This window comes from Bradyrhizobium sp. CB82 (assembly GCF_029714405.1).
Classification (GTDB): domain Bacteria; phylum Pseudomonadota; class Alphaproteobacteria; order Rhizobiales; family Xanthobacteraceae; genus Bradyrhizobium.
The window spans coordinates 3,576,999-3,599,923 of sequence record NZ_CP121650.1 but is presented as its reverse complement, the minus strand read 5'-3'; the positions used below and the strand labels follow the sequence as shown (position 1 = coordinate 3,599,923).

The following is a 22,925-nucleotide window of genomic DNA, read 5'->3' as shown; positions in this document are numbered from 1 at the left end:
TGCGCTGTTCGGCACAGGGCCAATAGCTGCCCACAATGTTAAGACGGCGGCGCGCACTTCGAAACTAACACCGGCACGTCCGGTCGAATCTTCCGTGCCAACGCGACGCGCTCGTTCCAATCGAAAGTAAAAATGGCGAAAACCTTCTGAGAAACGTGCTACACTCGGCCTATGAAAACGTTTTCAGATAAGGTCCGCGACATCGTGCGCAAGATCCCAAAGGGGAAGACCATGACGTACAAAGCTGTCGCTGCTAAAGCCGGCAATCCGAAAGCTGCACGCGCGGTTGGTGCCATAATGCGCACGAATTACGACCCATCGATCCCGTGTCATCGCGTTATTGCAAGCGACGGCTCAATGCGCGGCTACGTTCGTCCGCGCCGTCGGCCGGCCCAACAATGATCCGCTTGACAGGGAGCTTCACCGCTGTATCGCGGAAAACGTGACGTAGCGCGGTTTACCGCTGGCTTTGGGTCACGAGCGTCGCCATCTGCAACACTCGGCTGTCCGTCGACTTCCGCTGTGTCCCGTTCGCGACCGAGGTCTGGTGGCGGTGCAATACGTCGCGAAGGGGCAGTACCGGAAGAGCGCAGCTATTCGATCATCTCGTCAGCCAGCGCGAGCACGCTCGCGGGGACAGCGATACCGAGCGCCTTCGCGGTTTTCAGATTGATGACCAAAGTGAACTTGTCCGCCTGCTCGATCGGGAGATCGCCGGGCTTCGCGCCGCGAAGAATTTGGGCGACCTGACCACCAGCGCGACGAGCCTGATCCTCCCAATCTGTTGAGTATGACATCAACAGCCCAGCTCGCGCCCACCCAGGATAGGGGCCGCACGATGGTTTACCGGTCTTTGCAAGAGAGGCCACAACTTGGGGAATGCGGGGCGTCAGTCTCGCATCGGTGCTCGGGTAAAAAGCGCTTACACCATCGCGTTGCCCCGCTGTGATGGCGTCCTCAATATCGTCGACCGTCCGCAACGGGTAGGTCGAAATCTCAATGCCCATTTGCCCGGATATCTTTTGCGGCAGGTCTCCCCAAAGTTTAAGATTTTCCGCAAGTTCAATTATCGCCAGCCGTGTCAGGTTTGGCACCATCTCCTTGAAAAATCCGAGGAGCTTTGTGAAGACACTCTCCCAGCCGCCCAAGGCATTCTGGACGTTGCCCGTAATCATGCCGCCCGGCCTCGCATAGCTTTCTGCCCAGCCGAGTGCGATGGGATCGACTGCAATGGATGTGAAGACCAAAGGTGTGTTCGGCACCAGCTGGTGTGTCAGACCGACACCACCGCCCAGTACCACGTAGACCCGAGGCTTCGAGCCATCCAGCTCTTTGACGTGCTCTTGCAGCCGCGCGTAGTCACCATTGGCGAAGCGCAGCGTGAGACGATAATCCCTGCCTTCGACAAGGCCGGCTTGTTTAAGACCCGCGCGCAGTGAGGCTACTCTTGCAGTCGCAACCTGCTCCGGTCCTGCCCCGATCAGTGCGACTAGCGGCAGGTTCGCGCTCTGCTGGGCCAATGCCGGCAGCGGACACGCCATCGCGGCACCGCCGGCCAATTGCAAAAACTTGCGCCGCTCCATTCTGTCCCCCACTGCGCGTTCTGTGAGGCGCCGATCAAAACACAACGCCCGGCTTTCGACCAGCGTAACGAGCGACCCGTAGACGTCGGCTGCGGGTCACGAGCCGTAATACCTGCTGCGAGCAAATCAAGTCGGCTCTGCCTCTGACAGGAGACCTCAGCGATACCCGCTAGATCTGTCGCGAAGGGCCAACTTCCGGACTCATGCAGCGCGGCAAGAGTAGAGCTATTCGATCACCTCGTCGGCGCGTCCGATCAGGGAGAGGGGCACAGTGATGTCGAGCGCCTTCGCCGTCTTCAAGTTGACAACCAACTGAACCTTGGTTGCCTGCTGCACCGGCAGGTCTGCAGGCTTTTCGCCTCTCAGGATGCGGCCCGTGTAGACGCCGGCAAGGCGGCTCGCTTCGGCAAAGTCGCCGCCATAGTCCATTATGCCGCCAGCCGCGGCGAAGGTGCCGCCCTGAAAGATGGCGGGGAGCGCATGCTGCAGCGCCATCTTGGCGAGTTTGTCGCTATTCGCCGTGAAGAGAATATCTCCGCCGATCACCAATCCACTGGACCGCAATTGACCAGCGCGAGCGAAGACCTGGTCAAAATCGCTCTCAGTGCTCGCATGCAGGACATGGAGCTGCAGTCCGAGCGTATTCGCCGCGGCCTGCATCTCCCTCAACTGGTTTTCCGTGGTGGGATTTTTCGGGTTTACCAACAGCGCAATATCTTTCGCCGCTGGCAGGAGTTCGTGCATCAACTCTAAGCGCTTCGGTCCCACCTGCACGTTCAAAGAGGTCACGCCGGTGACGTTTCCGGCCGGCCGGCTGAGACTGGGCACCAGACCAATCTGCACGGGATTGCCGATAGTAGTGAAAACGATCGGGATCGCCGCGGTCGTCCTTTTTGCGGCGAGCGCCGCCGGGGTCGTGAAAGCGGCGATCGCGGATAGCTGGCGTTGGACCAAATCGGTCGCCATTGTGAGCAGGCGATCGTACTGACCTTCCGCCCAGCGGTATTCCATGGCAAGGTTTTTGCCCTCGATATAGCCCGTCTCGCCGAGACCTCGCCGAAACGCAGCCGTAAGCGGCGCCCACCCCTCCGAGCTCCCGCTGCCAAGAACGCCTACCACTGGCACCGATGCAGCCTGTTGCGCTCGCGCGGCGGCCGACCAAAGTGCGGCCGCGCCGGACGTCAGGATGAAATCTCGACGCTTCATATCTACCGCTCCAAGGATCGCCGCGATCGATAGTATCTGTTCAGTTCGGCCCGGCAAGTGCGCCGCGCTACGAAGCTCGGCTCATGTCCGAGTTGGGGTGACAAGCTGACATATGACCAGTTCTGGTGCGAGACGCACGTTGGCGACAGAAATTCGCTAAGGTGCAAACTCGAAGTTGCCACAGCCGAGCCGACATTAACCATATGGGGGATCGCGCACTAAGGATCCCTGACGGTTAGTGCGCCCTTAACATTTTTGCGCAAGAGATAGACCCTTAGCGCGGAGATCAATACGCAAAGCGAATGACGGCGGACATTCATCCTCTGAGGTGGATTGTTTGAGAACGCTTCTCGTGATCGCGCTCGCGGCGACCTTGGTCGGCTGCAGCCGTCAACCATCATACCAAGCGGCTACCGGAACGGCGGCTCATCAGCCGATCGAATTCGCATCATTGAAGACCGATCCGCCGACAGAAACCAAGCTCAAGAACGAAAAGCCGCCCCCTCTTCGGGTCCGTGACAGGGTTGCCCGTTTCATCGCCAAGAAAGCAAAACCTGCAAGCATCAGAGCAAAAACTGAGCCTACGGCAACTCGCGTCCCGCTCCCGCCTCCCTCATTGAGGACGCAACTCGAGCCGAAAAGCAAAGCCGATGCGGATTTGGGTACGATAGGGCAGCCCACTGTGGGTCTCTTTCCGAATTCTAAAAGCAGAACCATGAAAGAGCAGGTGGCGGCTGCGACCGAGGTCGCGGAGCGAATGACGGACAATGTCCCCACGGACCTCCTGGTTGCCGTTGTAATGGCTCGTCCGCAGATCAAGTCGGTAGCCGATCTTGCGGGTAAAAGTGTTGCGATGGATGAAAGGTATTCTGCATCCAGCGTTGATGTTTGGGTCGGGTTTGTGGTGGCAGGGGTCTCCGTCAAGGTGAGTGCAGGATACAGCGCGGCGATCGATCGGCTCAGCAATGGCGAGGTGACGGCTGCTGTGCTGGCCCTCGTGTCTCCTGACGCAGCGGACGGGTTTCCTGAAATCGCTGGCTACAAGATTTTTCGCGTCCCGCTTTGGCCATATGCTTCGAAGGCTCGGCCTTAACCAATGAGCAAAACGATCTTCAAAATCTAAGCCTTTGTTGCGATGACGCCCAAAATCCCGAAATCCAGGCTAAGGGTTTGTGACAGTCGCACGAGCTGGTGGAACGCCTATTGGGCAAGCGGCCGCGCCAACCGTCGCGTTGCTCGCCGTGCCGAACTTCCGCTGTGGGTCAAACAGCGAAGAACTCAGGTTGAGCAAATCTGGTCTGCTCTGACGTAGCGAGCGGACCTCGGCCGAGGACGAACAGCTATGATCGCGCCAGCGCGCAATCCAGCGAGTAGCGGCCGCCTCCAGTCACGAAGATCGCCAGCGCGCCCCGATGATGGAAATGTTCTTCAAGAAATTGGTGTACTGTGCGATCTGTTGGGCGCCAGCCGGATATTCCCAGTACCTGTGCGCGATCGCCGTCGCGACGACGACGAACACGATGGTCAGTATTGCGCAATAGCGTGTGCCTAGGCCCAGGATCAAACCTGAGGAAAGCAGGATCTCGAAAAAGAGAGCCGCGGACGTGAACAGGAGAGGCGCCGGTACTTTCAGGGACGTGAAGTAGCCCAATGAGCCGGCGAAATTGATGGCACTTCCATACGCTACTCCCACGAAAACCCATGCGAGCAGGACGCGTGCGAGCAAGATCAGAACGTCGGCGCTGTTCGTTGCGAAGCCGTCGGCCGCTGACAGCAGAGGATGAGAACTGCATTTCATCACGACTCCCCCCTGGGCATGGTCGGGTGCGTGCGGACACTCGTTATGCATTGCACTTAGAGCTACCACGGTCGGCTTTGCTTTTGAAGCCACTCCGCCTGACCGCGCCCCCGGGGCTCCTGGATCCCGAGCACCAGCGACTGGCGTCCTTCGCGGTGCGTCAATGTCCGCTGGGGGTCATTCGCTGCGTACCTAAGATGGCCCCGAGCGCTCCACGGCCGCAAGCCACTGAAAGCAGACACGATCTGCGCGTCATCACGCATGCTCGGCACCCTCACAACCGAGGAGTACGGTCATGCCTGACGACGACAGCCTCTCCACCAAAGCTCACCGGACACCCTGGAACAAGGGAAAGTTGATCGGAGCCAAACCTCCGCTTCGGCCAAACCAAGTCTGGTCGATCCGAACCCGGCTCCTGATCGAAAGACGGACCCGCGACCTTGCCGTTTTCAACCTTGCGATCGACAGCAAGTTGCGTGGTTGCGACGTCGTCGCCTTGAGGCTGCACGGCTCGCTAATTCCCTGTGCGCCGAATGGCTATGCGGTCGATCGTGCGACCGTCCGGCAGAAGACCGGGAGGCCGGTCAAGTTCGAGTTGACGGATCAGACCCGGCAAGCCGTTGACGACTTCTTGAGGGAAGCCGGCAAGAGACCAGGTGAGTATCTGTTCACTGGGCGTCGTGGGCGCGATCGGGCAATGACGACTCGCCTGCTCGCCTTCTTGCCGACTGGGTGACAAGCATCGGGCTTGACCCGAGGGTGTTTGGCACCCACTCCCTGCGCCGGACCAAGGCAACGCTGATCTACCGCCGCACAGGGAATTTGCGAGCCGTGCAGCTCTTGCTCGGCCACACCAAGATCGAAAGCACAGTCCGCTATCTCGGCAGGTGGACGACGCGCTCGCGATTGCCGAACAAGTTGATGTCTGAATCATCAGGGCAGAGCGGACATGCTCTGCCCATCGGCCATCAGCCGCTTCGGGCCAACAGGCGATCTGGTTTCTGGAAAGTGCGAGCGATCAAGCAGGAGACCTGCACTTTCCGGCGTAATCGTGCAGCACAGCGAAACCATAAACACATCCAGCTAATGCTGCATACATCGAACCGAAAACGGTGCGCATTTTTACCCTGATTGCACTGGAAACGGTCGGCCGCAATCCCGGTTACTCCATGAATTTCAAACTCACCTGGATTGAGCTACATGAAGCCCGGATTGCGCGGGAGGTAGCTGACCCAATCTCCGAATTGTCGATTCGACATCAGCAACATCGGAAACGTTAGACGCATTGCGTAGTCCGTCGCCGCCTTGAGCGCTGGCTCGCTCGCGCTCGGCACGAAAGCCGAAATGTTTGGAGAATTGCTCCGTGCCGCGAACGATAAAGCAGCAGCAAACGCGGAACCCACGAGATCTTGCCGAAGGACTGCAAGCGGCCCAATGTGTCCTTCGGAAATATAGACATACCCTACGCAGTCACTGCCGGCGTGGATGGTGAACCCGCTCGTCGTGCTGTCGCCCAGGAGATATCGATGATGCTTCTCTCTGGAAACGCTGAGAGCACTGACATCGATGACCGCAAGTTCGTCAAATCTGGCTGTCTTGGCCGTGAGAGGTTCGAGATGGAGCCGCGGCTCAGCCAGCCGCGACGCCAGCTGATCACGAGGCACACTGACCATGTAGATCGGGAAGCGCGGGAATAGTCCGTGACGAATGTAGAGCCCTTGAGACACGTTGTTAAACGCGAAAGTAATTAGAGCTCTGATGGATGTTGCGCGCATTCGTGCATGATCGAACGTCTTGCTGATAAGCTGACGGCCAATGCCGTCGCTCTGGCGACCAGGCGACACGAACAGCTGCGCCAAAAACCAAAGCTCACCACAAACCCAACTCCACGCGAAGCCGATGATTTCTCCGTCTTCGTCGGCTACCCATAGACCTTCGCTATCGTCTCTTAGCGAGAAGGCCTGAAAATTCGGAGGGTGCGAGGTTGCCATCTTTCCGAAGCCCCGCCGTTCAGTGAGTTCATTGATGCTTGCAACCACGATCTCATCGGCTCGCTTCAAATCGTCCACTCGAGCGGGTCGGCACACGACAGCCATTTTCGAGTCCTCCTCCGGTATCGGCACGCCGGACCAACCATAGAACCGGGCCGCAGCGTAGAGGCCTTGTACTGACATCCTGAATCTGCATGAGTCGACGGAATGCGCGCACTCGGCGATCAGGCCAGCGGCCGGATGTTCTGGTTCATGCGGAAGAAGTTCGTCGGATCGTATTTCGCTTTGATCCGCTGCAGACGCCGGTAGTTCGGTCCATACGCAGCAGCGACAGGATCGCCCGGCTCGTCATCATCCAGATAATTGACGTACCGGCCGGAAGCGAAGAAAGGTCGCATGCTTTCGTACGTTTCGCGTGCCCACGAAACGCAGCGGCTCGTATCGTCAGGCTGCATCCATTGCGCGAGTACCAAAAAATTGTAGCCCTCTTGCCGATGCGGAAATGCCGTGTCCCCTGCACCAACACGGGTCACCGCGCCGTGGATGTGTTCAAGAAGCAGCTGGCCCATCGGGGTCGGGCAGCGCGCGAAACATTCGATCATGGTCGCAATCGCAGCATCACTCAGCTCCATGAGGAAGTTCGATTTCCAATAGTTGAGGGCGCCTTTGGGGTAGTTGGCGTCGATCATGCTGTTGAGCTGGCAATAGGGCATCGGCCCGACTGCGTCCATGATCGGAGCCCCGAACTGCTTCAGCGGCCGTATGGCTCGTTCGGCATCCGTCGCGGGGCCGCAGTGACAAGTGACAAGAGCAGCTACCTCTGTGCCGGACCCGTCGGGCGCATGCGTCAGGGTCGCGAACAGGGTATGCTCGTCCGCCAACAATTGCGTACTGGCCCGGAAGAATTCGAGCAGCTCTCGCGACTTTTCGATGGGGTGGATGATTGGCCCGCCGGCAATGATTGGCCCGACCGTATGAAGGTCGTATTCGAAACTGGTGGCGATGCCGAAGTTTCCGCCGCCGCCGCGGATGGCCCAGAACAGATCGGGCTCCTCTTGCTTGCTGGCCCGCAAAATCTTGCCCTCGGCGGTGACGAGTTCGACAGCCCGCAAATTATCCAGGGCCAGGCCGTACTTGCCCATCAGCCAGCCTAGTCCTCCGCCGAGGGTCAGTCCGGCGATCCCCGTGGTCGAGACCACGCCGCCGGTGACCGCAAGTCCGTGAAGCTGCGTCTCGCGATTGACCTCGCCCCAGGTGACCCCGCCCTGGGCCCGTACGGTTTTGCCGATGGCATCGACATGGACGCCCTTCATTGGTGACAGGTCGATCATTATCCCGCCATCGATGCTCGCCCGTCCTGCGACATTATGGCCGCCGCCACGAACCGCGACCTCAAGGCCGAGCTTGATCGCAAGAGCGACGGCATCAACGACGTCGGCCACACTGCGGCATCTGGCAATTAATGCTGGCCGTTTATCGACCAGCCCGTTGTGGACCTTCCTCGCCTCCTCGTAGCCCTCGTCCGTTGGGTGGAGGAGTTGTCCTCCGAAGGAGGGACTAAGGTCGGCGGCGGCGCTGATGACAGACGCGATGGACGACATGACACGGTCTCCTCAATTGATCCGCGATATCCTCAATCGCGGGCTGTCTCGGAGCAAACCCGAAGAATTCAGGTGACGATGAATTGATTTCACCTAGACTGGCCGTATGCACAAGCTGCCGCCCCTGATCGAGCTTCGAGCTTTTGAAGCCGCCGCCCGCCATCTGAGCTTCAAGAAGGCTGCGGCAGAACTCGGTGTGACGCCGACGGCGATCAGCCACCAGATCGGACTGCTTGAGCAGTATTGTGGTCGCGCTCTATTCCGCCGCAGACCACGGCCTCTTTCGCTGACCGATGCCGGAGCGCGGCTGTTCCCCGCCATTCGCGGCGGGCTTGAGGCGTTTGCCGCTGCAATTGCGGCTGTCAGGCAGGAAAGCGACCAACAGCCTCTTCGGGTGACGACGACCAACGCTTTCGCAAGTCGCTGGCTCGTGCCTCGCCTGCCCCTGTGGCGGAAGTTGCATCCCCACGTGCCGCTGGAGGTTATCGGCACTGACACAGTGCTCGATCTGCAGGCTGGAGACGGCGATGTCGCCATTCGTTATGCGACTAGCCGAGTCCTGCCGACAGACGGGATCGTCGACAATCTCTTCAGCGATACATTCTGGCCCGTCTGCAATCCGCGCCTGCTTTCAACGGGGCGCCTGAAGAAACCAGTCGACCTCGCAAACCACGTTCTGATCCACTCTTATTGGTCGCCGGCCGATCGTGAGCCGCCCACATGGCAGAACTGGCTTGCCGCGGCTCAGCGCAGGTGGCGGGAAGTGCCCCAATTCAAGGACATGCAGCACTTGAGTTTCCGGGAGGAACTGCATGCCATCGAGGCGGTAATCGCCGGGCAAGGCGTCGGGATTTTCAGTGATGTGCTCGTGGCACACGAACTCGCCGCCGGCACGCTCGTGAAAGCATTCAAATTGAGCTTGTCTAGCTATAGCTTCTATGTGGTCAGTAAGCCAGGCCATCCGCGCGCAAGGACCATCCGAGCCTTCTCGGAGTGGTTGCAGTCAAGTACGTAATCCGCTTCTCTGTTGTTCGAATAGTCCGTTCCGGGGTCACAAAGACGCGCCCGTCGCCGGCGTTCCCTACGAGCGCATCGCCGCGCCGATGCCAACATCGCGACGGGCGGGGCCGCAACTCCGCAGCTGCGCCGCGTCTACTCCTGATCGATCAGATCGTCCTCGAGGATCGCCATCTGGAACTGGAACGAGCGATCGTCGTCCTCGTCATCGACGAACAGCACACCGATGAACTCCTCGCCGATATACACCTCGGCGGAATCATCCTTCTTCGGCCGCGGCACGACGCGAATCTTGGGATTGCCGAACACGCGCTTCAGGTACGCGTCGAGCTTCCTCACTTCTTTGACGTCCACGGCAAGTCTCCAATCGAAATCTAACGTGGCGGGGTTTTAGGACGAGATGCGACAAACCGCCAGCATGAATTCCCAAACATTTTGGGGACGATCGGGGCCGGAATGTACGGCGCCGATTCAAGTCAACCGCGATCAAAGCCCCCTATCAAAGTCCCATGGCGTTGATCATCTGGTCCATGGTGCGCGACGGCTCGGCGCAACCGGCCTCGCCGACGATCTTGGCGGGAACGCCGGCAACGGTGACGTTGTGCGGCACAGGCTTGACGACGACCGAGCCGGCCGCAATGCGCGCGCAGTGGCCGACCTCGATATTGCCGAGGATCTTTGCGCCGGCACCGATCATGACGCCGTGACGGATTTTGGGATGGCGATCCTCGTTCTCCTTGCCGGTGCCGCCGAGCGTGACACCATGCAGGATCGAGACGTCGTCCTCGATGAGCGCGGTCTCGCCGCAGACGAAGCCGGTGGCGTGGTCGAGGAAGATGCCGCGGCCGATGCGCGCGGCGGGATTGATGTCGGTCTGGAAGACGGCCGAGGCGCGGCTCTGGAGATAATACGCAAAATCCTTGCGGCCCTTCCGATAGAGCCAGTGCGCGAGACGATGGGTCTGGATCGCGTGAAAGCCCTTGAAGTAGAGCAACGGGTCGATGAAGCGGGAGGTCGCGGGATCGCGGTCGTAGACCGCAACGAGATCGGCGCGGAAGGCGTTGCCGAGATCGGGCTCCTCGCGCAGCGCCTCGTCATAGGTCTGACGCACGAGATCACCCGAGAGCGAGGCATGATCGAGCCGGTCGGCCAGCCGGTGCACCACCGAATCTTCCAGGCGGCTGTGATGCAGCACGGTCGAATAGATGAAGGTCGCAAGCTCGGGCTCGCGGTGGACGATATCTTCAGCCTCGGTCCGCACCCGATCCCAGATTGGATCGAGCGCGGCGAGCTTTCCTGCCGGATTGACCTGATGCATTGCCATGGCGTGCTCTCGAAATTCGCTCGTTTCGTTTGACCTATAGCACAGTCTAGCGTGCCCTGTCCCTGTAGGCTTGCCTGAGAGTGAACACCGGGTTGCCGTCAAAAGTCCATCAACGCGTTGAATCAAAAGACTTTCTTGCAGCACCCCTAATACGGCAAGGTTCGTTCAAGGTGGTCAGCGTTTTGCCAAAATCAAGCGGGGCACCGTCAAACTATTGGTGAATTCCGTCCCAACCGTTATTGCGGGCATCGTCGATAGTCGACGGAGGGGTTTTGAGCATCACCACCGACATCTTGCGCGCCCGCGCCGTGGGATCAACCTGGCTGAAACTGGCCGGCGTCGCGCTCCCCCTCCTTCTGATCGCGCCGGCGTTCTGGAACGGCTATCCCCTGCTTCAATGGGATACCGGCGGCTATCTGGCGCGCTGGTATGAGGGCTATCTGGTCCCGAGCCGCTCGACCGTATTCGGGCTCTATCTGCATATGGGTGAGAGCTCGAGCTTCTGGCTCAACCTCGGCGTCCAGTCTCTGGCAACGCTGTGGCTGCTGCAACTCACGCTCCGCGTGCTCGGCCTGATGGAGACCTTCCGCTTCGTCGCGATCAGCCTGCTCCTGATCCTGTCGACCGCGCTTCCCTGGCTTGCCAGCATGCTGCTCACCGACATCTTCGCAGGGCTCTCGGTGCTGTCGCTGTTCATCCTGGTGATCGGGGGCGACCGGATCTCCGGCATCGAGCGAAGCTCGCTGTTCGTGTTCACCGCCTTTGCCACAGCGACCCACAGCGCGACGCTCGGCGTCCTGTTGGGACTTTGCGCCGTCGGCTGGTTGGTGCGGCCGTTGCTCGGCAAGCGCCTTCCCCGCGCGGGGCTCGCGCACGGCAGCCTGACCATCGTCGCCGGCGGGGCGATGCTGGTCATGGCGAACCATGCGCTGTCGGGCCAATGGGCATGGACACCCGGCGGCTATGGCGTCGCTTTCGGCCGCATGATGCAGGACGGCATCGTGGCGCGCTATCTCAACGACCACTGCCCGCGCGGGAGTTTCAAGCTCTGCCCCTATCGCAACGAATTGCCGGCGACCGCGGACGAGTTTCTGTGGGGCAACAGCATGTTCAACACGCTCGGCCGCTTCGAGGGGATGAACGACGAGATGAGCTACATCGTCGTGCATTCTCTCGCCGACTATCCGGCCTGGCAGGCGGGTGCAGCACTGCGCGCCATGGGCCAGCAATTGCTGCATGTCGGGACCGGCGAAGGCACCAATGGCTGGATTCCGCACACCTACGGCATCATCGAGCGCTACATCCCCGCCCAACTCGCGCCGATGCGCGCCGCGCGGCAGCAGCACTGGCAGATCAATTTCGATGACGTCAACTGGCTGCACGTCCCGGTCGCGCTCGCTTCGATGCTGGCGCTCGTCGCCCTGCTCGGCCATGCGCTGGCAATCCGGCGGCTCGACGACCTGACGCTGCTCGGAGCGACCGTGACCCTGGCGTTGCTCGGCAACGCTTTCATCTGCGCCGTCATCTCCGGCCCGCACGACCGCTACGGCGCGCGAATGGTGTGGCTTGCGACCTTCGTCGTGCTGACGGCGCTGGCGCGCGCCTTCGGCAGGGACGAGCAGGCAGACGATGGCTCAGCCGCGGCGTGACAGGAAGTCGATCACGCCGGTCTTGTAGACCTTGTCACCGACCGCGCGCATGTGATCGCGGTTCGGGATGTCCAGCACCTCGGAGCCGGGGATGATCTCGCCCAGGGCCTTGGCCGAGCCTGCGATGTCATCGGTGGAGCCGACGGCGATCAGCACCGGGACGTCGATGCGCGCCGCCTGTTCCTTCTTCATCAGCTCGCGGGTGCCGCGCAGACAGGCGGCGAGCGCCTTGCGATCGGATCGCGTCTGATCGGCAAACGCACGGAACGTGCGCCCGACGGGATCGGTGACGTCGTCGAGCGAAGGCGCCTCCAGCGCCTCGGCTACACTTTCGCCCGGCCCGGTGCCCTCGATCAGGCCACCGATGCCGATGCCGCCGAGGATCGCCGAGCGCAGGCGCTGCGGCTCGTTGAGCCCGAGCCAGGCGGTCATCCGCCCGCCCATCGAATAGCCCATGATGTCGGCCTGCGGGATGCCGAGATGGTCCATCAGCGCGAGCACGTCGCCGGCCATCGCCGGAATGGAATATTGCGCGGGATCGTAGAGTTTTGCGCTCTCGCCATGGCCGCGATTGTCCAGCGCCAGGACGCGGCGGCCGTTCTTGCGCAATTCCGAGACCCAGGTCGGATAGACCCAGTTCACGTTCTTGCTCGATGCAAAGCCGTGCACCAGGATGATCGGGTCACCCTCGCCTTCGTCCAGATAGGCAATTTCGACTGCGCCGTTGTGAAAGCTCGGCATCAACTTCAAGTCCGCGTGTGTTGGGAAGAGGATGATCTTAGGCGCTGACGGCTGCGCCCGCCAGAGCGATCTGGGCCCGGCGCAGCTTCCGCGCCCGCCTGCGGTCACACCAGGCCTGCGTCAGCCGTTCGGTCGTGGCCTTGATCGAGGACAGGACACCGAACAACGTCAGCAGCGCGCCGAACAGCCACAGTGCGAGATCGAATGCGCCGGTCGCAAGCAACAGCGCGCCGCGGCCGAGCAGCTTCATGATCGCGCGCGTCTTGCCTCCCTTGGCCTCCGCGAGACGTGCCGCTCGCGCAACGTCCTTCGGCCCTTCCGCAACGCGCAAGCTATCGAGCGCGCCGCGCGTGCCCGCCTTTTCGGTGACGCGGACAACGTCCTTGCCGAGCCTAACCAGCGCGCCGGCCTTCTCGACGCGGAACGCGGCCCTGATGGCACTCATGGTCTCGCCCGGCCGCAGCACCGAGCCGGTGGCGACCGCATGCTGTAGTGCCGGCGTGTCCACCACCTCGCGCGCGGAGCGGCCGGCCCATTCCGCCAGTCCCTCGCCGAGCCGGCCGACCTTGCGGGCATCCTTCACCAGCGACAGGCCGGCGCGCGCCGGCGCCGCGCCGCCGACCGAGACATAGGTCGCCGCCGTCACCGCAAGACCGGCCGCGGCAAGCCCGAGCACGAGGCGATCGGTCTCCTCGCCCATGGCCAGATGCTTGCCCTCGCGCACGACGTCCCGGACATCGCCGATCACGAAGAGATCGCCGGCGACCGTCCCGGAAAGGCTTGCGACGTCGTCGGCATTGCCGGTGACGAGGCCGACCGCAAAGCGCTTGGCAAAATGCGATGTGGAGTTCTCTTCCCTCACGGCGTCGCTGACCCGGCTCAAGAGGTCGTCAGGCAGCGCGATGTTGCGATCGCGCGCGAGCTCGACGAAGCTGTTGGCAAGATCGGCATCGTGGGCGGCGAGCGCCGCTTCGATATTGTCCTCGACCAACGCAGTGTTCTTTCCCGAGTTCTTGTCCAGGAGGGAATCGAGCTTCAGCTCCGATAGCGCAGCCGGATCGTCTTTCGCCGCCAGAACAGCGCCCGCCTCGCGCGCATGCGGCACGACCTGCACGAGTACGACGCTGCATGCCACGAGGGTCATCAACGCGGTGCTGATTCGCAGCCACTTCATGCTCAAAGCCCGGACGTTCACCTGGAAATTCGCCTGCCGGTCAGGATTTCCTTCGTCCACGGACATAGTATGCCAAATTTGCGACACAACGGCCCCGACGAAAGAAGGGCTTCTCTGAGGCGACAAGATTGTGTCGAATTTGCATGAGCAAATGAGCATGGGGCACAAATGAGCATGGGGCAGTTGCGAACCTTTTGGTTCCACTGGACTAGCAATCATCTGCACCCCCCAGTATGGTCCGCGGCTTCAATGATGCCGCGTCAGGTTTGATTGTGTCTGCCGCCATTGCCACTCCAGGATGAGTTCCGATGTCCGACCATGTCGTCCCGCACTTCCACAACGATGCCGGTGTCCCCGTCATCGAAATCGGCTCGCAGGAGTTCATGTGCGTCGGCGCCAACCCTCCGTTCGACCATCCGCACGTATTCCTTGATCTCGGCAACGACAACGAGATCATCTGCCCCTATTGCTCGACGCTGTACCGCTTCGCGACCGACCTGAAGGCCGGCGAGGCGCGCCCGCCCGAATGCGTGCTGAAGGACAAGGTGGCCTGACCGGCGGCATCCGCTAAGGGGTGGCCGTCTCCCGAACGATCATCATTGCCGGTGCCGGAATCGGAGGATTGACGGCCGCGCTCGCGCTTGCCGCCAAGGGCTTTCGCGTCGTCGTGCTGGAGAAGGCCGAGCGGCTCGAGGAAGTCGGCGCCGGCCTGCAATTGTCGCCCAATGCGAGCCGCATCCTGGTCGAGCTCGGACTGACGGACCGGCTCGGCTCGCGCGCGGTGACGCCGGAGGCGGTCAGCATCATGAGCGCGCGCGCCGGCGGCGAGCTGATGCGCCTGCCGCTTGGTGCCGCAGCAGCCGAGCGCGCCGGCGCGCCCTATTGGGTGGTGCACCGGGCCGATCTGCAAGCAGCACTCGCCGCGGCGGTCGCGGACCATCCTGATATCGATTTGCGGCTGGGTGGGACATTCGAGGATGTCGCCGCGCACGCCAAGGGGCTCTCCGTCGTCTATCGCAGCGGCACCTTGCGCCGGAGCGAAGTGGCAAGCGCGCTGATCGGCGCCGACGGCGTCTGGTCGACGGTACGCCAGCATCTGTTTCCGGACGTGCAGCCGCGCTTCTCCGGCCTGATCGCCTGGCGCGGCACGTTCGAGGCGACGGAACTACCGAAGGAATATACGTCGCGCCGCGTGCAGCTCTGGATGGGGCCGAACGCCCACCTCGTCGCCTATCCGATCGCGGGCGGACGCCAGATCAACGTGGTGGCGGTCGTGCCCGGCACCTGGAACAGGCCGGGCTGGAGCACGCCCGCCGATCCTTCCGAGGTGATGGACGCCTTCCCCGCGCCGCGCTGGCCGGGCCCGGCGCGGATGATGCTCAACGCGGTCGATAGCTGGCGCAAATGGGCGCTGTTCACGCTGCCCGACGGCGTTGGCTGGAACAAGGGTGCGATCGCGCTCGTCGGCGATGCCGCTCACGCGATGCTGCCCTTCGCCGCGCAGGGTGCAGGAATGGCGATCGAGGACGCCGCCGTGCTCGCCGAGCACCTGAGCGGCAACGCCACCGAGAGCGCCGCCACCATCGCGGCGGCGCTGGCGCGCTATGGCCGGGTGCGCGAGGCGCGCGTCAGGCGCGTGCAGCGGACCGCGCGGCAACAGGGCCGCATCTACCACCTCGCGGGCAACTTCGCACTGGCGCGCGATCTTGCGATCCGCGCGCTCGGGCCAGAGCGCATGCTGGCGCGGCAGGACTGGATCTATCGCTGGCGCGCGTGAGGCGCGACGCCGCCTTCAGTGGACGGCGCTGCCGGACTTCGAGCCAGGTGCCGGCTTCGCCGCAGGCTTGGCGGCGGTCGGCGGGACAGGCGGCGCAGGCGGGGGCGTCGGCTCCATGTCGCTGTCGCGGCACTTGTTGCGCCGCCAGGTCTGTTCCATGAGCTTCTGCTGCCCGCGCAGGGAAATATAGTCGTTGCGGTAGGCGAGCTCCGAGACGACCGCACCGCCTGCGCCCGTCTCCGCCTTCGCCATCAGCTTTTCGAGGTCCTCGATGCGCTTGACCAGGCCCTTGCGTTCCGGGCCGAGCTGCTTGCAGTCCCAGAGCTCGTATTTGCCGGGGTCGACGAAGGCCGGGCTGATGGTGTCGCTGACGCTGGCACAGGCGGTGAGCGCAGCACCCAGCCCGAGCAGCGCGACCAGCGCAAGCGTGGGTCGGCGGCGATTGAGAATCGAAACAGACATGCCGGATTGGTAGTCCCCGTAGATTGACATTGCCTAAAGCAGCCAGAGATGTCCGGATTGAGGCTTCGCCTTGTGCGGTCGGCTCGCTTCAGGAAGGGCACGCCTCGCCCCGTCCGGCCCCAAGCCAGACGGCCAGCAAGGGCGGTTTAAGTATTTGATCCCGTTGGATCAAGCCGCATTACCGCCCGACTGAATTCGCGCTGGCGGATCATCGCATGTCGGGATGGCGTGCAATGGATTCTTCAGCGCCGAGGCTCGCCAGAAAAGCCGCGTAGAGACGATTGGCGTGCTCGCAGCTACTGCCGCACCCGCAAACCCCTAATCCGCTGTACGCGTGAATGCGCTGGCGCCATTGACGCGGCGGTGGCGATCTGCGCCCACTTCGCAGAGTGGGCGGCTCTCTGGGACCGCTCGACTTGACCAGACTTGATCGTCTTCGCGCTGCGAGTTGCCTAAGCTGTCAGAGCTCCTGACATTGCCATCCGCTTCCGGGCTTTCAGGCCTATCCGTCTGGGTCAGGAAGAGTTGCTTCCGCATCTCGAAGAGACAAGCACGGCAATATTCGCGGTACAGAAAATCGAAAATGGCGGGCAAGATCGAGCCCTCCGCGGTTTTGAATGACCGTCGCGCTACCACATCTACGGCTCAGCGCATGTGAACAGGATCACAAAACACGCGATCTATTCCCGATGGCGCATCTGTTGTCCAGCGAGTGCTTGCAGCCGCATGGCCTTGACCATCAACCCTCAATTGAAAGAGGCCGCCTCAGGTAGGCGGCCTCTTCGGGAGGTAAAGGCCCAATCCGGGGCTGGTGAAACTGGCCTTCGCCGACCTTCTTACCCGGAATCGCCTCGACGTGCAGTTACTCAAAAGGAAATGGGTGTTCGCCCAAGAGAACCCGTAGTTTCTCGTGCCCGGCAGTGAGGAACGGCCTCGACACCGGGGCTGGTAAGGTGGCCGCCGAAGCCGTCCCCGTCGCGCGCGCCGAAGCGCGCACTTCAATGTATTGGGGAAGTGCCGCCAAGCCAGACACTCTTTTGGATTATTCCGGGCGTCATAGTCCGTGAGTGTCGGAATCGAAAGGGGCCGCCTCCAGCGACCCCTTGCCGGTTGAAATCTTGTTCGGGATGCGAAATGCCAGCCCCGGCGGAATTAGCTTAGAGGTATTTCCGGCCCACCGTGATTCCGGAAAACTACCGTGCGTAGCACTGTCCTAATCTGACGCCGACTGCACACCGCGCGGCTGGCTTGCGTGTTGAACTGAGGCGGCATCGGTTGGCTGGGGCCATCAAGGGCGCAACGCTGGATTGTTGAGGCCAGCGAGGGCTAGCAGTGGGCCCAGACTGATTGTACATCTCCACGAGCCGTGACTACCTACCTCGCAAATTCGACCCGTGATGCGTTACACCCCCTTGTTGTGCTTGCTCTTGACTGCCTGCTCCTCAATCTGGAACGACACCTCAGTGTCCTTGCCAGCGGTGCAGCCGGTGCAACCGCCTGGCCAGGAGATCATACAGAAAGGCGTTCAGACAGCTGCGACGGAGGCGAAATTAACTCGGCCAGTTGAAATCTCTGGCCTGCGAAAGGCTGATCATGGGCCAGGAGATTACTTTGTCTGCCTGCGAGAGGCGAACCAGTTGCCTGACAAACCGCGTCCTATCTATTCCGTGTTTTTCGACGACGTCTACAAGGGTTCGAGGCAGTCCGTCATTCTGGAAACCTGTGAGCAGCAGCAGTACTCAAGAGTGAACTGAGGCTCGGCGGGGGCACATGGCCCAACGCGCAACCGTTCAGGACACTACAGCATGAGGGGCTTAGAAAATGCAGAACCGTTCGAAGCGCGCGAGCCCATCGATGATATGCTGATCCTGTCCCATACCGGCGCCGACAGATGCCCCCCTGCCCTGCAGGACACGGCCCGATCTGGTCCACCACCCGTGACACCATCGCGCGGTGGATTTTGTGTATCCTGAACGGTGCCCATGCGAGACCGATCAGGCTCCCACCGGCGCCGCACATCAGTGTCCCAAGGGTGCACTTTGTTGACGCGCGGCTAAGCCAGCTCAGAAATCCACAACACACAAAAACACACATTGCAACAATTCAATTAATCGTTGAGAGTGACGCCACATCCACACGGAATGACGGTAGAGACAAGCATTTGACCTGCAGTCCATTTACGCTGGACGCATCCAAGAACGACACGTCATTGGCTCTGGATGCGCTCCGCGCCATCGCGGCTCAGATGGTCTGTGTTGGTCACGGTATCTCGTTCTTCATGCCGGGACTCCGCCAATCGGGGCTCCCTCTGCCCCAGAACGTCGGCGTTCTGCTGTTCTTCGTGCTTTCTGGGTTCCTGATTACCTACACACTGATCGAGAAATCGAGAGACCCCAGATACACCTTCTTGCAGTTCTTCATCGATCGAACCGCTCGCATCTACTCTGCCCTCGTGCCGTGCCTTCTGATTGTGGCCCTCGTCGATACGGCGACAATACGGCTCATTGGCGATCGCTTCATCGAGGGCAATCGAAGTCCAGGCATCTTTCTCGCCAATTTGCTGATGCTCGAGAGCTACCGCGGTCCCCTTGACTACCTGAGCGCTCTGCAATGGCCGATCTTCGGATCTGCCAGCCAACTTTGGACGCTCGTGATCGAGTGGCACATCTACCTGTTCGTGGGCGCGCTGTTTTTTATAGGGGCGACTCCAACCAGGGCGGCTTTGCTGATACCGATAGCCATCATTTTTGGTCAGATCCCAATCCACTATTTGTTCGGAGCCCTGCAGGAGGACAATGGCATCGGTCGATCGCTTTTCGCCCTCTGGCTCGGAGGCGCTTACAGCTTTGTGGTCGTCAGTTTCGGTGCCCTGAAAGGCAGAACAATAGGAGCAGTGCTGGCCGTCGCTTCGATGGTCGCATATGTCGCGACAACCCCCGCATACCTCGAATACAGACCGAGAGGATACCCATATCTCGTGATCTTTGTTTTGGCGGTCGTCGTTGCTACACAGGGGGGACGGATCGTTGTTTCTCCGTGGCCCGCAAAGATCATCCGGTTTTTCGCCAACTATTCCTTCACCCTCTACCTTGTTCATCACACTCTGATGGCTCCGGCTTTTCTGCTCTGGAAAGACGCCGGATGGCTGGTCTTCATCCCAACGGTCGTAGGCGCGAACATTGTCTCGGCCATCGTCGCCAACTACACCGAAATGAGGCACAAGCAGCTCGCGCAGTTCCTCCGACGTGGGATCTCGCGCGTTGAATCCTATGTGCGTGGCGATCGCGACGTCACGAGTTCTATGCCCAGTGAGCGTTCCTCGGACTAGCGACTGCAGTTACGGCCCAGACGATCTGCGCCTCTCCGACATCGAGCGGATACCGATGAAGCTCACTGCCGAACGCCCCTTCACCAACCCAGAGACCGAGACCGCGGCACACAACCTGGTCGAGATCGCCGCCGGCATCGAGCCCGTGCAAGACGGACGTATCCACATCGAGAAAATCAACGCGCCGTTTCTCGACGCGCTCGAAGCCAGCCAGGGCCGAGTTTGGCGCAGGGATTAAGCAAGCGGTCGAACACGGCTGGCTCGCGCTGCACCTTTGTCCGGCTCTTGAAGTCAGGGCCCGCCAAGCATTCAACCATGTGAATTTGGCACCTCGTCCAGAACCAATTCTGGACGCTTTGTGCGCCCGCCAACGTGAACCGGAGGCCTCGCGTGTCCGCCCGGTCACCAGCCGTGGTGACCACCCGGTGACCGGTGCCAGTTCGAGGCATGGCGCGCGACCGAAGCGGGGAATTTTTTACGCCGACTGATCTCTTTCCCGCGCCCAAGCCAATCGCTGATCCCCGTGGGGTTGGCTTCGGGCACCGGGGCGCTGGGGGAAGCCTGGTGCCCCCCGAGAATGGCGCCGCGTTTTGCCACAGGCCCAGCTTGTGACCCCAGGTATAACTACCGGAACGGAAACCGGTATAATAGGTGAAAAGAGTGTGTGCTGTTGCGACCCGAGAGGAGAGAGCAATGCGCATCTTATCGGTAGCGTTCTTCACATTGGCTTCGCTAGCTCAAGCTCATGCACAAGAGAAGATCAAGAAGCCGCCCGAGTCAGCCTGCAGCTATATGATCAGCGTGGGGGATACGTACACAGTGCCCGTTGGTGAGGCGCTTTGCTGGCGCGTGCCACCGCCCTCTTACAGGGAATACACGCTGCTCCACTGTGACGGACCATCGTTCCAGGAGCTTCGCCGGGTGAAGCGAGGCGATCCTCGCTGCAGCAAATTCGAGGAACGGCAATAGATCTTGGCGCGATGCTGGTGGCAATGAGCGTCGCCAACAAACAGACCGAAACTCCGTGGCTGAGGCGGTCGCCTCTTCAGGCCTGCCGGTTCACGCTGGCGGGCCATGGGCGTCCAGGGGGCGGTCATTCGCGTATGAGATCCGTGGCGCTCCGGGTTGCGGCGCAACTTGCGGGGCTCGCCAGAGATCCGCTCGGCCCGGTCGCCGGAATGCGCTCATTGCTCTTCTTTGATGGTCCCGTCATGACAATTGTCGCGGTAGCGGCCACAGTTGTTGTTGCCTTCTATGCCGAGTTCTTCCCGGTACATGCAGGCATCACGCAGCCACTCGCAATTGACATGCGGTGTTGATGGCGAGCAAACCTTGCGAAACTTAACGCAATTGTCCTCGCCTTCGCCAAGTTCGTCTTTCATTTCGCACGCGCGCCGCAAGTCCCGGCAGTCGCCGCCTTGCGGCGTCGTCGCATTTGCGGTGAACTGACCGTCCACATGGGCCGCCAACAGGGCGAATGTTATGACGATCATGAACGCAATGATCGTTGGCCTGTTTGGCTTCTCGCTCATGTTATAATGGCCTCAAATGAGGTACGCGGCATTGTTGCCGCACCGCTTTTTTGGTGCTCTCGCATTTCCCCTTAGGAACGGTCGCCGACCGCAACTGTTCCTGTTGGCTCGGAGCAGAGCCTGCGTATTCGAACGACCGCAGCCAAGGCGACTTTCATCGGACCAGCAACCTTCCGCCGCGCCCCAGGTCGCAGGATTTTGGCGGCTTATCCGCCGGAGGTAGCAGGGAAGCCTTGCCTTTACTAAGAGTCGCTCGAATAATTGCCTCAGGCCATCGGGACGCGGCCAGAAGCGTCACCATATGCGAAGAGGAACGCATGCCCCCTTTTCAGCGAGCGACGCCGACTTCGTTTCGCGCGGAGGAGGTTTCCTCCAGCCCACTGACCGGTCGACGGGAGCTGCTGAGAATTGGCTGCGCCTGCTGTTTGGCGCTGGTGGCACCGCGTGCTTTAGCGGACGCGATGACCCCGGAAGTCGAACGACATCTCGCCGCCGCCGAACAGGCGGCGGGCACCGATCTCAAGGCGTTACTTGTCCTCGGCAAGGCCGCGGATCCTAATTTTCAGGCGCCGCCGCAAGATGTGGAGAAGTTGATCGCACTGCCTGCACCGCCGCCCGGCAAGGCATTCGACAATCTGTATTTCGTCGGCGGCAAATGGGTAAGCTCGTGGGCGCTGACGACTTCCGACGGCATCATCCTGTTCGATGCAATGAACAATGATAATGATGCAGAGCAGACCATCGAGCGGGGCCTCAGGACGATCGGGCTCGATCCGTCCAAAGTGAAGACGATCATCGTAACCCACGGCCATGGCGACCACTATGGCGGCGCAAACTACTTCGCCCGGAAGTACGGCTCGCGCATCGTCCTCAGCGAGGCGGACTGGACGATGATGGAGACCAAACCCGAATTTGACCGTCCGGTGTATGGGCGTCCGCCGAAACGCGACGTCGCTGTGGCGGATGGCGACAAAATCACGCTTGGCGATGCCGCTGTCGACATACTGATTACACCGGGCCACACGATGGGTACGATCTCGCCGATCTTCGACGTGAGATCGGGATCGCAGAGTCATCGCGTGCTGCTTTGGGGTGGCACCGCCTTCAATTTCGGCCGGCAGCCGGAACGGTTACAGGCTTACGTCGATGCGACGGCGAGGGCGCGCGAGGTGGCGAAGCAGCGAGGCGTCGATGTCTTCATCTCCAACCACAGCTTCTATGATGGCTCGATCGAGAAGCTGGCTACAGCCGCGAGTGGGGGTAGCAATCCGTTCGTGCAAGGAGCGCCAACTGTCGAACGTGCACTCACCGTCATGAATGAATGCGCGCAGGCGGTGCTTACTTCCTGGAAGGCGTGAGGGAATGGACCCCATTTTGCCGCGGTGCGGGAGTCCGTTCCTGGCGGCCAATCGCGACATACTGCGCTGCCGCACGAACTTGGTCGCTACAGGAGCAAAGCGAACGTAGTCACCAGTCACATGACGCCGCCGAATTTACAGGTACACGGCTCAGGACCGCAGGAAGTTCTGGATCAAGGTCAAGGACCGCAACCAGGCCCCCAAGTTGAATTGGGCAGTGTCCCAGCTTGTTGTCCGGTTCCGCCCAAGGGCCTAAGATGTTCCGGTCGGAGGAATTGGGTGCGCCTCGGATGGAAATTCTCAGACGATCGTTAGAGCAAGTAACCACTCCGGTTTGCGGGACCTGCAACATCGAAATGGCTTGGTCCCGCTCCGTCCTCATCG

19 protein-coding genes and 1 pseudogene are annotated in these 22,925 nt (G+C 61.1%); 9 read left to right on the top strand and 11 right to left on the bottom strand.

Translation table 11 applies throughout. The annotated features are described in order from the left end of the window. Positions 1–593: 593 nt before the first annotated feature. Both QA640_RS17265 and QA640_RS17260 read right to left on the bottom strand, forming a co-directional pair. Positions 594–1,583: an ABC transporter substrate-binding protein gene (locus tag QA640_RS17265; protein ID WP_283041784.1), complete on the bottom strand. Its 990-nt coding sequence runs from the start codon at positions 1,581–1,583 to the stop codon at positions 594–596. Positions 1,584–1,808: 225 nt separating this feature from the next. Beyond that, entirely contained in the window at positions 1,809–2,846 is a 1,038-nt protein-coding gene (locus tag QA640_RS17260; RefSeq protein WP_283041783.1) for an ABC transporter substrate-binding protein, read from the bottom strand. A 295-nt stretch (positions 2,847–3,141) separates the two neighbouring features. Between QA640_RS17260 and QA640_RS17255 the strand changes: the two genes are divergently transcribed. Then, positions 3,142–3,882: a hypothetical protein gene (locus QA640_RS17255; RefSeq protein WP_283041782.1), complete on the top strand. Its 741-nt coding sequence runs from the start codon at positions 3,142–3,144 to the stop codon at positions 3,880–3,882. A gap of 294 nt (positions 3,883–4,176) precedes the next feature. On the opposite strand, the gene QA640_RS17250 is transcribed toward QA640_RS17255, so the two are convergent. After that, positions 4,177–4,587, bottom strand: a complete 411-nt coding sequence (locus QA640_RS17250; RefSeq protein WP_283041781.1) for a DoxX family protein — start codon at positions 4,585–4,587, stop codon at positions 4,177–4,179. A 295-nt stretch (positions 4,588–4,882) separates the two neighbouring features. On the opposite strand from QA640_RS17250, the pseudogene QA640_RS17245 reads away from it, so the two are divergent. Further along, a pseudogene (locus QA640_RS17245) lies at positions 4,883–5,516 on the top strand (tyrosine-type recombinase/integrase). Positions 5,517–5,783: 267 nt separating this feature from the next. Here QA640_RS17245 and QA640_RS17240 read toward each other — a convergent pair. Together QA640_RS17240 and QA640_RS17235 are read right to left on the bottom strand one after the other, a co-directional pair. Next, a complete protein-coding gene (locus QA640_RS17240) occupies positions 5,784–6,683 on the bottom strand; it encodes a GNAT family N-acetyltransferase (RefSeq protein ID WP_283041780.1) in 900 nt (299 codons plus the stop codon). Positions 6,684–6,802: 119 nt separating this feature from the next. Next, positions 6,803–8,179, bottom strand: a complete 1,377-nt coding sequence (locus QA640_RS17235) for an FAD-binding oxidoreductase (protein WP_283041779.1) — start codon at positions 8,177–8,179, stop codon at positions 6,803–6,805. A gap of 106 nt (positions 8,180–8,285) precedes the next feature. Here QA640_RS17235 and QA640_RS17230 point away from each other — a divergent pair, with 106 nt between their 5' ends. Beyond that, positions 8,286–9,194 (top strand): LysR substrate-binding domain-containing protein, encoded by a 909-nt coding sequence (locus tag QA640_RS17230; protein WP_283041778.1) that lies wholly within the window; start codon positions 8,286–8,288, stop codon positions 9,192–9,194. A gap of 137 nt (positions 9,195–9,331) precedes the next feature. Here QA640_RS17230 and QA640_RS17225 read toward each other — a convergent pair whose 3' ends face one another. Then, positions 9,332–9,550 (bottom strand): DUF3126 family protein, encoded by a 219-nt coding sequence (locus tag QA640_RS17225; RefSeq protein ID WP_027536208.1) that lies wholly within the window; start codon positions 9,548–9,550, stop codon positions 9,332–9,334. Positions 9,551–9,695: 145 nt separating this feature from the next. Beyond that, entirely contained in the window at positions 9,696–10,520 is an 825-nt protein-coding gene (gene cysE / locus QA640_RS17220) for a serine O-acetyltransferase (RefSeq protein ID WP_283041777.1), read from the bottom strand. A gap of 272 nt (positions 10,521–10,792) precedes the next feature. Here cysE and QA640_RS17215 point away from each other — a divergent pair, with 272 nt between their 5' ends. After that, complete coding sequence (locus tag QA640_RS17215) at positions 10,793–12,169, top strand: hypothetical protein (RefSeq protein WP_283041776.1); 1,377 nt, start codon at positions 10,793–10,795, stop codon at positions 12,167–12,169. Here QA640_RS17215 and QA640_RS17210 read toward each other — a convergent pair. Together QA640_RS17210 and QA640_RS17205 are read right to left on the bottom strand one after the other, a co-directional pair. Next, positions 12,155–12,910, bottom strand: coding sequence for an alpha/beta hydrolase (locus tag QA640_RS17210; RefSeq protein ID WP_283041775.1), 756 nt, complete (start codon positions 12,908–12,910; stop codon positions 12,155–12,157). The genes QA640_RS17215 and QA640_RS17210 overlap by 15 nt on opposite strands. 37 nt (positions 12,911–12,947) lie before the next feature. Continuing rightward, entirely contained in the window at positions 12,948–14,084 is a 1,137-nt protein-coding gene (locus QA640_RS17205) for a hypothetical protein (protein WP_283041774.1), read from the bottom strand. 308 nt (positions 14,085–14,392) lie between these two features. On the opposite strand from QA640_RS17205, the gene QA640_RS17200 reads away from it, so the two are divergent. Both QA640_RS17200 and QA640_RS17195 read left to right on the top strand, forming a co-directional pair. Beyond that, positions 14,393–14,638, top strand: a complete 246-nt coding sequence (locus QA640_RS17200; protein ID WP_008140025.1) for a zinc-finger domain-containing protein — start codon at positions 14,393–14,395, stop codon at positions 14,636–14,638. Positions 14,639–14,658: 20 nt separating this feature from the next. Further along, positions 14,659–15,861 carry an FAD-dependent monooxygenase gene (locus QA640_RS17195; protein ID WP_283041773.1) on the top strand — a complete coding sequence of 401 codons (1,203 nt, stop codon included), beginning with the start codon at positions 14,659–14,661 and terminating at the stop codon, positions 15,859–15,861. A 15-nt stretch (positions 15,862–15,876) separates the two neighbouring features. On the opposite strand, the gene QA640_RS17190 is transcribed toward QA640_RS17195, so the two are convergent. Continuing rightward, positions 15,877–16,323 (bottom strand): twin-arginine translocation pathway signal, encoded by a 447-nt coding sequence (locus tag QA640_RS17190; protein WP_283041772.1) that lies wholly within the window; start codon positions 16,321–16,323, stop codon positions 15,877–15,879. Positions 16,324–18,484: 2,161 nt separating this feature from the next. Between QA640_RS17190 and QA640_RS17185 the strand changes: the two genes are divergently transcribed. Both QA640_RS17185 and QA640_RS17180 read left to right on the top strand, forming a co-directional pair. After that, entirely contained in the window at positions 18,485–19,651 is a 1,167-nt protein-coding gene (locus QA640_RS17185; protein ID WP_283041771.1) for an acyltransferase, read from the top strand. Between the two features lie 55 nt (positions 19,652–19,706). Then, positions 19,707–19,889 (top strand): hypothetical protein, encoded by a 183-nt coding sequence (locus tag QA640_RS17180; RefSeq protein WP_349253726.1) that lies wholly within the window; start codon positions 19,707–19,709, stop codon positions 19,887–19,889. 946 nt (positions 19,890–20,835) lie between these two features. Here QA640_RS17180 and QA640_RS17175 read toward each other — a convergent pair. Then, a complete protein-coding gene (locus tag QA640_RS17175) occupies positions 20,836–21,183 on the bottom strand; it encodes a hypothetical protein (protein ID WP_283041770.1) in 348 nt (115 codons plus the stop codon). A gap of 53 nt (positions 21,184–21,236) precedes the next feature. On the opposite strand from QA640_RS17175, the gene QA640_RS17170 reads away from it, so the two are divergent. After that, positions 21,237–22,541: an MBL fold metallo-hydrolase gene (locus QA640_RS17170; protein WP_283041769.1), complete on the top strand. Its 1,305-nt coding sequence runs from the start codon at positions 21,237–21,239 to the stop codon at positions 22,539–22,541. Positions 22,542–22,925: the final 384 nt, after the last annotated feature.